General features: G+C 42.2%; 8 protein-coding genes and 1 riboswitch. Of the genes, 6 read left to right on the top strand and 2 right to left on the bottom strand.

Features of this window, described 5'->3' with window-relative positions; all coding sequences use genetic code 11:
* Positions 1-19: 19 nt before the first annotated feature.
* Entirely contained in the window at positions 20-1,006 is a 987-nt protein-coding gene (gene msrA / locus NST58_RS23355; RefSeq protein WP_038572566.1) for a peptide-methionine (S)-S-oxide reductase MsrA, read from the bottom strand.
* Positions 1,007-1,104: 98 nt separating this feature from the next.
* The gene (locus tag NST58_RS23350) at positions 1,105-1,725 is read right to left on the bottom strand and encodes a VTT domain-containing protein (protein WP_076193058.1); all 621 of its coding nucleotides are present in this window, start codon (positions 1,723-1,725) and stop codon (positions 1,105-1,107) included.
* Positions 1,726-1,888: 163 nt separating this feature from the next.
* Between NST58_RS23350 and NST58_RS23345 the strand changes: the two genes are divergently transcribed.
* The 6 genes from NST58_RS23345 to NST58_RS23320 all read left to right on the top strand — a co-directional run bounded on the left by NST58_RS23345 (position 1,889) and on the right by NST58_RS23320 (position 12,540).
* Entirely contained in the window at positions 1,889-2,824 is a 936-nt protein-coding gene (locus tag NST58_RS23345; RefSeq protein WP_076184189.1) for a Gfo/Idh/MocA family oxidoreductase, read from the top strand.
* 23 nt (positions 2,825-2,847) lie between these two features.
* Positions 2,848-3,171, top strand: a complete 324-nt coding sequence (locus NST58_RS23340) for a hypothetical protein (RefSeq protein WP_339244336.1) — start codon at positions 2,848-2,850, stop codon at positions 3,169-3,171.
* A 124-nt stretch (positions 3,172-3,295) separates the two neighbouring features.
* Positions 3,296-3,613, top strand: a complete 318-nt coding sequence (locus tag NST58_RS23335; RefSeq protein ID WP_036682958.1) for a helix-turn-helix domain-containing protein — start codon at positions 3,296-3,298, stop codon at positions 3,611-3,613.
* A 211-nt stretch (positions 3,614-3,824) separates the two neighbouring features.
* A complete protein-coding gene (locus NST58_RS23330) occupies positions 3,825-4,550 on the top strand; it encodes a hypothetical protein (protein ID WP_076204958.1) in 726 nt (241 codons plus the stop codon).
* Between the two features lie 275 nt (positions 4,551-4,825).
* Positions 4,826-4,924, top strand: a riboswitch (cyclic di-GMP riboswitch).
* A gap of 154 nt (positions 4,925-5,078) precedes the next feature.
* Entirely contained in the window at positions 5,079-9,152 is a 4,074-nt protein-coding gene (locus NST58_RS23325; protein WP_339244333.1) for a PA14 domain-containing protein, read from the top strand.
* Between the two features lie 67 nt (positions 9,153-9,219).
* On the top strand, positions 9,220-12,540 hold the full coding sequence (locus NST58_RS23320) for a hypothetical protein (protein ID WP_339244331.1): 3,321 nt from the start codon (positions 9,220-9,222) through the stop codon (positions 12,538-12,540).
* The last annotated feature ends 25 nt before the right edge of the window (positions 12,541-12,565 follow it).

The raw sequence follows: 12,565 nt of genomic DNA, 5'->3' as shown, positions 1-12,565 counted from the left end.
ATTTCGCTTTTATCGAAGATTAGGCAGGCTGGAAGAGTACACGATACTCGCCATAGCCCTCTTTCTCCAGATCCTCTTTTGGTATAAAGCGCAGTGCCGCTGAATTAATGCAGTAGCGCAGGCCGTTTTCCCCTGGACCATCGTCGAAGACATGACCTAGATGGGAATCTGCTACTTTGCTGCGCACTTCTGTGCGAACCATCAAATGGCTGAGGTCCGTCTTTTCCTTCACGGCGTAATCGCGAATCGGACGTGTAAAGCTGGGCCAGCCACAACCGGAATCGTATTTATCCTGCGAACTGAATAATGCTTCACCAGATACGATATCTACATAAATGCCTTCTCCGTGGTGATCCCAAAAATCATTTCGGAAAGGTGACTCTGTAGCGCTATTCTGAGTGACTTCATATTGAAGTGGCGTCAGACGTTCTTTTAAGCTTAGTTTGTCTTCTTTATGTGTCCAGTGGGTTTCGATAAAATCCTCTCGGCCGGAACCCTTACGGTAACGTTTGTAGTGACCCGGGTTCTTACGATGGTAGCCCTGATGATATTCTTCGGCAGGATAGAAGGTTGCTGCCGGGAGGATCGGGGTAACAATCGGGCTAGCGAATCGGCCGCTTTCTTGCAAAGCTGCCTTGGAAGCCTCTGCTTGTTGCTTCTGTTCTTCAGAATGGGTGAAGATAGCCGTTCCGTAAGAGGTGCCGCGATCATGGAATTGTCCACCCGCATCGGTTGGGTCAATTTGCTGCCAGAATAACTCAAGCAGCTTGCTATAAGGGAAAATTTCTGGATTGAACGTAATTTGTACGGCTTCAACATGTCCTGTAGTTTCGGAGCATACCTCTTCATAGGTAGGATTCACTGTATGCCCGCCAGTATAGCCGGAGACGACACTAATAATGCCTGGCAATTCCTCGAACGGCGAGACCATGCACCAGAAGCATCCACCTGCAAAGGTTGCTTTTTCCGCCTTGGAATTTATATGGTTAGTCTGATGTTCACTCATTAATATCCCTCCATTCATGTAATGCAATTAAATAGATCACAATCTAATTATAAAGCAAATAACCACAGCCTGCCAGCTTCCGCCAAATAAGCTCTCTGTTACCTAGTGTTTTTTACTTCCTGTGAACTGTAACGAAAGCTTAGTCCGGCTATAATAAGCACAATGGCATAAACAATAATGGCTATAATCGCATTACCTGGGTTCTGGAACAGTTGATCCCCAAGGAAGGCATACAAGGCGATGCCTGGGATTTTTCCAATAGCTGAGGCAGCAAGATAACCCCAGAAGGGCAGTCCGGCTGCTCCGGCATAGATGTTAACTGCTGTCTGCGGGATAATCGGCAAGAGACGTGCTAAGACAATAGAAGCAAAGGGCCGCCGTTCTATGCCTTTTGTGAATTTTTCGAGTAGGGGAATAGAAGTCAGATAAGCTCTCGCTTGATCTTGAAATAAGAATTTCACTACGCCAAAAAGGAATGCGGCAGCAAGGGTTGTAGCTACCCAGCAAATTAAAGCACCTGCCAAACTTCCGTATGCATAACCAAAAAATCCGATGACCGCTTTGTACGGTACAACTGGAAAGAGAGCCAGTAAAGTTGCGATCCCTATAGAGCTGAAAAGATTATGATCCTCTTTCATCCAGCTAAGGATGTCATATCTGTAGATAAACGCAAGGATTGTGCCCGAAACATAAAGAATAATCGAGAACCATTTTCTCATAGCTAATATACCCTTTCTTCCACTCATTCATCTCATCATACGGGATAAAAAGTAAATATTGAAGTGTAGATCATTGTCGGCGGACGCCAAGCAGGTATAATAGCATTTATAGAGAACAAAGAGAGAGATAAATTCTTGAATTATAAAGAGGGGAGTTAGATCATTGATTGTTTCTGCACGCAAAAGAGTCGCCATCATCGGGATTGGAAATATCGCCCGCAAAGTATATTTGCCACTGCTCTCTCAGCATGGACAAGTTGAGGTAGTGGGGGTTCTCAGTCACTCATCCACAACAGTAGAGCAAGCTGTTAAAGCCTACCGTTTTCCTAAAGGTACGACAAATTTGGACGAGCTGTTGTCTTGGGATCTGGATGCAGTATTTGTGCATAGCCCAACGACGACCCATTATGATATAGTAACAAAATGTCTCGAACATGGGATTTCGGTGTATGTAGATAAGCCGCTGTCCTATGATCTGGAAGAATCCAGAAGGATGGCAGAACTGGCAGAAAATAAAGGGCTGCTGCTAGGCGTGGGCTTTAATCGGCGTTTTGCCCCAATGTATGTCACTGCCAAGAGTTGGCTCGAGGAAGCCGGAGGCATTAGCCATTGCCACGCGATTAAACATCGCACGAAGCTGCAGTTAGGCAGCAGCCGTGAGACTGTGCATGACGACTTGATTCATATGCTTGATCTGCTGTTATGGTTATGTGGAGATCAGTATGAGCTGCTTCGCAGTAATCTTCAATCCAATGGAGAGGGGCGACTTGTGCAGGCATCTGGAATGCTGGGTTGGGAGCAAGGCTCAGTGGGGATGTATAGCATGCTTCGTGAGGCGGGTGTTGATTTGGAGAAGCTGGAGCTGCACGGTAATGGACGTTCGGTGGAAGTGGCAGATCTGGACCAAGCCATCCTATATGAAAAAAATGCTTTGCCACGGACCCAGAGCTTTGGAAGCTGGGATACGGTGCTGGATAGAAGAGGTTTTGGTGGAGTGGTAGATCATTTCCTGAACAATATAAATACACCAGAGTTATGCAGTATTGCTGCTTCAGCAGTTCTGCCTAGTCATAGATTGGCAGCTCAGCTTGCTGAATGAGGTCTCTAAGAAAGGAGTAAATTATGGAAGACAACCGTAAATTAGTGGAGGAACAAATCATCGAAAGCTATAAGCGTGAGGAAGAGATGATGATCCTTGTATTCGCCCAGTGGTGCGTGAATCAAGGACTCGACCCGCACAGTTTGTATTTGCAGGCTTATCCACAGCAAGAAGGGAATGAAGCCTTGCGAAAAGCGCTTGCCCTAACGGTTTCAGCGGAGGAAGCAGGGGATATTTCTGATGACACAGTTCTGGGCGTACTCTCCTTATTCGGAAATGATGACTTGGCGCAAATCGTGACAGAAGCGATCTCTAAAAGGGAATCTAGAGCACATACAGGGGATTGACAACGAGGATATAATGATAATGTCAGATGAACTTTTTTTAGTAAACGATGTTCATCAGGGATGAAATGTGTTAATATTATATATACTAACTAATAGTAAGTTTCGCTAGTGAGAGGTGAGAACAATGGAAGAACATCAAATTTCGATGTGTCCCAGATTTGAGACAGCCTTCTCTTTCTTAGGCAAACGTTGGAATGGACTTATTATTCAGACATTGATGAGTGGACCGAAGCGGTTTAAAGATATTTCCGGCCTCATTCCTTCAATGAGCGATAAGATGCTGTCCGAGCGGATGAAGGATTTGGAAGGTGAGGGTATTCTGGTTAGACATGTATACCCGGAAACACCTGTGCGTATTGAATATGAACTAACAGACAAAGGCCGTGCGCTGGAGCCTGTTATGCAGCAGATTCAGTCTTGGGCTGAGAGCTGGGTAGAGTAGAAATCAAAGTCGTGTTGTGGCCCTTTTTCCTGAAGAACGGAGGAGGGCTTTTCAATTTTTAAATAAAAACCTTGCACAGATCGAAAAAATCTGTAATATAATAGAAAAAACGTTGTATGTTCCTTGCATGGAAACGCTTGCAATATTGGTTTTTGCTCAAATCTACTCAGCTGGAGTACAGGCATAGCAAAACTATTAGGAGGCGAGGGAGATGAAGACCACCCTGTTTTCCCGGGAAATAACGTATGGAAAAAAGGATGTTGCTGAGCTGGAGAACGCTTCGATCAAAGTACAGCTCATCTATGACAAGACGTTGTTCATGCTGCATAGCCATCTTCCAGATTCCTTATGGGATGCGTGGATTGGCGTGCCTTACAGCATTATCTCTTCACTCTACAAAGGCAACAATGATAGCGGGACTATTTTTCAAAAATGGATTCAAAGTCCTTCTGGCTGGAAATGTATCGGCTGTGAACGGCATTGCCTGGAGTCGACGGAACCTCTTCAAGAAGTGAATGTGGCGAGTAATCAACGACAATATAAGTTCCATAATGGCATTCGCCAAAGCATGGTGCTACAAGCCCTAATTTGGTCCATGTACGAGAATACCGTATTATTCAAACCCTTTTTAGGGGATGAGCCCTTTTTTGATGAAGATGATTTGCATACGATATCCTCTTATTTCGTGCCAACTTACCTTAATGATCTACGTCTTCTGGAGCAGTCTAAGCCTTGTAAAGAGTACAAAGATCAGAATATACAGATTTATCAGGAATGGATAGCCGCCCCTGACCTTGTCCTCAAATGGAACGGAGGCCTAACAGAAGGCAGATGGATGACTGGTGTTTATATGGATCACTCCCGCTTTGCTGGTTTAGGACCTTATTTGAAGGACGCAAAGGGTAAGCGAACGTATATGCAGGCTTATGTTCAATAGAAGATACAGATTTGGTGTGATCAATTGATGCGCCTCTTCAGAAATTGTCTTAGGTATTTCGTACTAGGATATTATTATGAAGAGGCGTATTTTTTCTATATATTAGTAAATTTGGTTGTTGATAGGGAGGTTATAACAAAGAATTAGATGAAAAACGACAAAGTTCACAGTAATGACTATATCCAGTGATTCAGTTATAGGGTATTATTACCAAGCAGAGAATACATTGTAAGTGGAGTATTGAATCTGTTTTCGATTTCCTTTAATAACCATTTGAATTAAAAAGGCAAACCTGCACGAAAGTCAGGGACGCAAAGCCACGGGCCTTATTCGAACATCTAAGGATGCTAACGAATGGTAGCCGGGCCGCTTCTTCTAGTGGTTTTTTTTTGTGTTTTTTTATGGATAGCATTTGAACTTATTCTTAAATCGGAGGACATTATGACAAAAAGAAAGAGATTAATAAGTAAATTATTATGTTTATTGTTGTTAATTCAGCTGTTTGCTCCTTTTCTTGGTGGGAGTTACATGAAAGTCCTTGCGCAAGGAGAGACAATTAAAATTCAATTTCAACCTATGCAATCGCATACTCCAGAGGGGTTTCTCGCTGATTACGGAGAAGTATTCGGTGTTAAAAACAACTATGCCTACGGTTGGACTACAGATCATACAAATTCCACTGTTACAAGAGCTACTTATGATGACTTGCAGAACAAGTTTAATATGAGTCAGAGCTCGTACGGAAATCCTACTCTCGATACATTGACATTAATGCATCCTGACGGGATGTGGGAGATTCAATTAGACAATGGTATCTATGAAGTAGCTGTAACTGTGGGTGATTCAGTATATGGAAGTAAGAATGCACTGGATGTGGAAGGCACTATATTCTGGGATGGTCTATCGTTAGACCCTGGAGAGCATTCTACATTGAAGAAAAGTGTTACTGTAAGGGATGGAAAGCTAAGCTTGAGTCAGATTAATAGTCCTAATGTAGAAACGGCATTAAATAATATCGAAATTTCTATGGTTAACATGTTCACTCCTACTCTTGCACAACCCCGTATCGCTTTGCCAGCAGAAGAAAATAAGATAGCCGGGAACAAGGTATTGATGTCAGGGACGATGGTCAATGTACATAATGCTCCTCCGTTTATAAAAGTGAAGGGACTCCAAGGGGAGATCTCCAGATATATGAACGAACAGACTGACAATATCAAGCTACGGATACAACAATATGAACAAACTGCTTTCACTGTTAGTGGCAGTGATGTTACTGCGATCCATCAAGCTGTTACTTCAAGCCTACATAGTCCAGCAATTATTAAAGCAGGACATCTCAATTTAGAGAAGAGTGTTACTTTTGGAAGTCCGGACAAGCCGGTTATTTTAATATTAGAGGGTATTAATACCAATCAATTCTTGAACATTACTGTCTACGGAACCTTAATCCTGAAGGGAGGGCTAAATGCCAACGCTGCATTGTCTTTAAATATCTTAAACGGCAGTAGTGATGAGTCAAATGGGAATCTATGGGTGCAAGGTGCTTTTCAATTGAATAATAATCTGGATTTTCATGTAGACAATGAACTTTTCGCAGGTGATTTAACTTATAACAGCGGTACGCTCAATATAGAAGCGAAGAGAGTATTGGTTCCTGGAAGTTTGAATATTAATACTAATGTAATTATGAATATTGAAGACGAGATTTCAATAGGAGTGGTTATATCCAATAATCTTGTAGCTGATTTGAAAGTGAAGAAAGGTGACCTGTTCGTCCGCGACAGCATTAGTGTGAATAATCATTTAAACATTACAACCGGAGGATTGTTTGCGGTAGGTGGTGATCTGATCACAAATCAAAGGCCAAACATTCACACTGGATATGGAACGGAAGGGCACACTCTTTTGAAATATGCCGTTTCGGGGTTGAAAGCTGAGTACTTCAGTGGGAGCGATTTTACTGGTCAGAAGGTGACAAAGTTGGATGAATCCATCTTCTTGTCGGGGCAACCAGTTTTGGGGGTACCTGGTATTGCAGATAAACGATTTTCCGTGAGCTGGACAGGTCAGGTACAACCTAATTATTCGGGAGAGTATACGTTCTTTGTTAATACCAATGGTGGAGTTAAGTTATGGGTAAATGATCAACTTCTTGTTGATCAATGGTCAGCTAGGTATAACTCTGCACAGAGAACAATTCAACTTGAGGCAGGAATGAAATATGATCTCAGAATGGAATATGCCAATGACTTGGGAAATCCTCAAGCCAGTTTGCTCTGGGAAAGTGACAAACAGATTAAAGAAGTAGTCCCTTCCATATCATTGAGACCATTTGCTATTCCCTTACCTGTAGCTAGTGCAGTTGATACAGGTATTACTATACAATGGCCGACTCTTTTTAACGCGGATGGATACGAAGTAGAGTTTGATAACAATATTACCAGTATTGGAACAGAACCGTATTTTTCTGCAGATAGTCTTAATTCAGGAACAGAACATATTTATCGCGTTCGAGCCAACAGTGGTGATCTCAAAGGGGAATGGTCACTGGCAACACCACATTGGACATTGCCAACTGTCCCTCAGGATATAAACCTAACCTCTACCAGTAACTCCATAACCCTTACTTGGTCACCTGTTATCGGTGCAACCAGCTATGAGATTGAGGTTAATAATAGTATTCAAGACATTGGAAATGTTTTGACTTACCTAGAAAATGATCTAAACCCAAATATGCAAAAAACCTTTCGTGTCAGAGCTAAGAATAGCAGTGGCGTAGGAGGATGGAGCAAGATTATTGCCAAGTCTACCACTGTGGGGGTTCCTGCTAATCTGTCGGGTCTTGCAGAGGAAAATGGGATAAAAGTGCAGTGGGACGCAGTGTCAGGAGCAATTACTTATGACCTCGAAGTTGATGGCGTTGTTATAAGCAGTATCAAGGAGAACGATTACTCTCATAACGGACTTCTGCCAAATAGTACCCATGAATATAAGGTAAGAGCAAATAATGAGAATGGAACTAGCCTATGGAGCGAGAAAATCACTGTATATACTCCGCCCACTATTCCAGGGAATCTCAAAGCGCAAGTTAAGGGGAACTCAGTCCATGTGTCCTGGGATGCAGTTGATGGAGCCACAGAGTATGAGATTGAAGTTGATGGAGCTCTTGTGAATAATCAATCTAATACGGTGTTTACTCATACAGTTTTATATTTAAACTCTGAGCACACTTACCGTGTTCGAGCAAAAAATACTAATGCGATTGGAAGTTGGTCTAATCTTATAGTTTATACGACACATGCTGGTATACCGAATAATGTTCAGGTTACAGCAACCAGTGATGAAATTATAGTAACCTGGGACGTGGTTGTAGGTGCTATCGGTTACGATATTGAATTGGACGGTGCAATTAACTATTTAGATGTCGATAATATCTACATACACAGCAATCTAAAGCCATTTTCCAATCACAGTTATAGAGTACGGGCTAGAAATGCAGGTGGAGCAGGGGAATGGAGTAGATTGGTATCTGGCAAAACAATCTTCGGTAAACCGCTGCATCTAAAAGCGAATTCTCAAAATACAAGTATTGAAATCTCATGGGATAAGGTTGAGGGCGCGACTGGATACGATATTCTGGTAGACGGTGAAATTCTGGATAATGGCGCTGAAACCTCATATAAGCATATTGGGTTAGAACCATATTCATGGCATGTTTACCGTGTCAGAGGCAAATACGGAGATTTTCTTGGTGAGTGGAGCGACCCTCTTACTAAATCTACGGTTCTTGGGATTCCTGGGAATATTAAGGTTCAATCTCTGAGTGATCAGATTCTTTTATCTTGGGATTCAGTTTCTGGAGCCACTGGGTATGAGATTGAAGCTGATGGTGAAATCATCGATAACGGAGGGAAGATTAACTTCAAACATACAGGACTGTTGGCCAATACGAAGCATGTTTACCGTATACGGGCGAAGAATGCGCAGGTTTTGAGTGAATGGAGTGAATGGACCTCAACCTTTACTGGTGTTACCGCTCCGGATGTGCCCAAGAATTTGAAAGCATCAGCAACGATTAACTCAATCCAATTGACATGGGATTCTGTTGAAGGTGCCACTAGTTACGATCTGGAAGTAGATGGGCAAATTGTAACTGGAAATAATATTACTGTCTATAAACAAAGTGGTTTGGAACCCAATACGATGCACATCTATCGTGTCCGTGCCCGAAATATGGATACATTTAGCGATTGGTCAGTTCAATTGAAGAAGATCACTACACCTGCTTTAAAGATTCAGCCAGAGAAGGATAGTCAATTCAACTTTGTGATGATTATTCCACAGAAAAGCGATTTAGTAGAAAGACTGGTTACCGTAACTTATAACGCGGAAGATTTGGAAGTCATTGATCTTCGTGCAGAAACATCTGATCTTGAGATACAAACCGGACTTATAAAAGGTACTGCTGTCTCAGTAACCAGCTTTGAGCCTGGTCGAATCGTTTATAAGATTCAGAGCAATGGCAAAACAGTAATGAACACTATTAAATTCTCAGCGCTTACCAATGAGTTTACTAAAGTTACCTATGTTATTGAGTAGATCAGTTAAATTGAATATATGGACATACCGCTGTTTGTTGTAATGATGTTACATCAGAAAGGAAATCATGATGCAGAAACTTAAAAAAATGTCCGCTATTTTTATGGCTGTTATATTGTTGTTTAATCTTTCTGGATTTTTTACAGAGGATTTTCGTGCAGCCGCAAGCAGTGCTCCAAATGTAATTGAATTTATGGATATTCGTATCGATGCTTTTCAACGTACAAGTCCTTACGAACAAAGTATGGGAAACATTGCTGAGGTTACTTTTACAATGCCTGGGGTAACACTTAAAAACGTGCGATTTGATAAGATATCCAAGCACCTGGAATATGATTTTGTTCCGGATAGTCCATTCATAATAACGTCGGGTTCTCGAACTACTTGGTGGTATGACATGGAAAGAAGAAGAAATATTGACGTCAGTACATACCTTCAAGGACCGGGTTATGGAAAGACAGTAAGGAATACGACATGGGAAACCGTTGAGTACCCAGGCTCTAATTCTATAAATAAAATATCGTTTGATGTTTCGAGTCCTCCTACTACAGATTGGTATCAAGAATGGAATTATGAGGAAATCCCTAGTGAGATAGAGATATATATGTCCGTAAAGGATATTCAATCTGAGAAGGGTCAGCCAATGAATGGTTGGAGAAATGGCGTCTCTTTTAGTGTGAAAAAGCCACTAGTCGTAAATAATGCTCCCACCCTCGTCGTCACTACACCAAGTGAGCAACAGCTGGGTGTGAATTCACTGTTTATTCCAATTATCCAAGTATCGGATACGAATGGTGATCGGTTAGAACTTAAATATTTCATAGATGGAGAATCGGAGCCTAGAGAAACCAAGTTTATTAGTAATACAGCAACAGCTCAAACTGTTTCCTTTAGTCCTGTAAATATGTCGACTATTTCTGAAGGAAACCACACGATTCGATTTATTGTAAGTGATGGAAAAGTCTCAACACAAGGAAATATCCAAATCATTGTGGACAAATCATTACCTTCACTGGGGGAGGTTAAGGTTACTTCAACAGATTCACAGATTCAAATTTCTGGAACCGCCTCGGATAGTATCTCTGGACTAGATAGTCTACCTTATCGGTATAGCATTGGTGATCGGACAAGCGGATGGACAGCAAATTCCACCTTTAATGTTTCAGGATTGACTTCTAATACAAATTATCACACAAAATTTGAGGCGAAAGACCGGGTGGGAAACATTGCGGTTAAAGAACAAAAAATCTACACTCAAGCCCAAACCCCTGTCTTGTCTGTTCAGCAGAATGGTGAAACATCTTTGAAATTATTACTTATTGAGAACAACTCTTCTCAAACACCTTATTTAATTAAAATGGGTTCTTATTATGTGACTTCAACAGGGGGAGTCACTAGCTCACCCATCTGGTTTACACCAGTGAGCAAAACGATTGTGTTAAATGGGTTAATAGCGAATACTACCTACACCTTTCAGGCTAAATCTAAAAATAATGAGGGACAGGAAACTATTTTTGGTGCTTCTGTCAATGGTACAACCTTGGCTCTTGCACCTGAAGAGGTGACTGCGGAGCCATCCCAAGAGTGGATTAAGCTGGCCTGGCCTGCATCTCCCGGTGCACTCAGTTATGACATTGAAGTAGATGGATCGACCATGAACAATGGAAGCTCCAATACATACACTCATACTGGTCTCTCACCTAATACTCAACACATATACAAAGTTCGGACTAACAACGCAGGAGGAACAAGTAACTGGAGTCAGCCTCTTATCAAGTTGACATTGCCGGACCCGCCATCCACTCCACTTCAGCTGCTTGCAGTCCCCACTCAGAATATAATTACACTAAGCTGGGATCTTGTGCCTAAAGCAAGTCGATATGAGGTGGAGGTAGATGGGCACATCGTTGACAATGGAAATAAGAATTCGTTTGTACATCAAGGTTTGGAGCCTTCCACCGATCACCTCTACCGTGTACGAGCTAGCAACTCAGGAGGAACCAGCGAATGGAGCAAAGCTATCCAGCAGCAAACTTGGCCAAATCCTCCCGATACACCGACTAAATTATCGGCAGTCCCAAGCATCCATACGGTGGCTGTGAAATGGGACGAGATGAAGAGAGCCAGTGGATACGAAATTGAAGTCGATGGTCTTATTATGGATAACAAAAATATGGCGAGTTACAACCATGATGGCCTGGATGCACTTAGTGGACATACCTATCGGGTGCGGGCTAAAAATATAGGTGGAAAAAGTTCCTGGAGCGCTCCTCTCGACGTTACAACCCACCCGGAAATTCCGGGGATACCAACAAATATTATGACAACTTCGGGAGAAACAGAAGTTACAGCTGCGTGGTACGCTGTTCCTCACGCGGACAGTTACGATGTGGAGATTGATAACAAAACTGTGGTAAATGTGACAGACAACTCATTTGTGCATGATCAGCTGACAGCCAGTTCTTCGCACATCTACAGAATACGGGCTAAAAATATTAGTGGAAATAGTGATTGGTCCAAACCAATAACCATGATAACAATGCCAGAAGCAACGAATACCTCGTCATTAACGAACATTGTCGCCGTGGTGACGAATAAAGGGATTACTCTATCGTGGGACACGGTGGCTCCTGACGCTCGCTATGACATTGAAGTAGATGGAAGACTGCTGGATAATGCATCAGATACCATTTATAACCATACTGGACTCAAAGCTGAGGAGTATCATTCGTACAAAATTAGAGTGAAGCAGGGAAATGAAATAGGAGATTGGGTAGCTGTATTATCACTTTCCACACTTCCGAATCTGCCGGATGCACCATCTAGGTTGAATGCGTATGCAAAGGATACATCCATTGAGTTGCATTGGCAAAAGATGAATGGGGCAGGTGGTTATCAGCTTGAAATCGACGGAAAAACAGTAGATCTCGAGAATGGGACCAGTTATATTCACAATAATTTAACTTCGGGTACTGCGCATACCTATCGGGTGCGGGCAAAGAATAGCACCGGAGTAACCGCATGGAGTCCCTCTTTGCAGAAGAGTACAACGAGTCCCGATTACCATATTCTAGTGAAGAAGAATGAAGAATGCAGCTTAACTCTGTTGGCACAGAATGTGCAGGACTTCAGTGAACTGCATTTTGTAGTGACGTATGATCCGAACGAGTTGGAATTAATAGATATGTATGACTTCACGCCTACAGAGGATCTAGTCAATGGCAAAATAGCTAGTTCTAATTTAAGCGCAACGTATACGCCTGGAAAGGTTACATTCGCTATAGATCAGAATATTGTACCGGGAACGTCATGGTCAGGAGAGATTACCACCTTGGTATTTAAATCCAAGAAAACTGGAGAAACGAGTGTTCATGTTGTAGTAGATTGATAGTATTTTTGAAGGAGACCAACTT

Source organism: Paenibacillus sp. FSL R10-2796, from assembly GCF_037965315.1.
GTDB lineage: Bacteria > Bacillota > Bacilli > Paenibacillales > Paenibacillaceae > Paenibacillus_AQ > Paenibacillus_AQ odorifer.
This window is presented reverse-complemented; position numbering and strand designations above follow the sequence as displayed.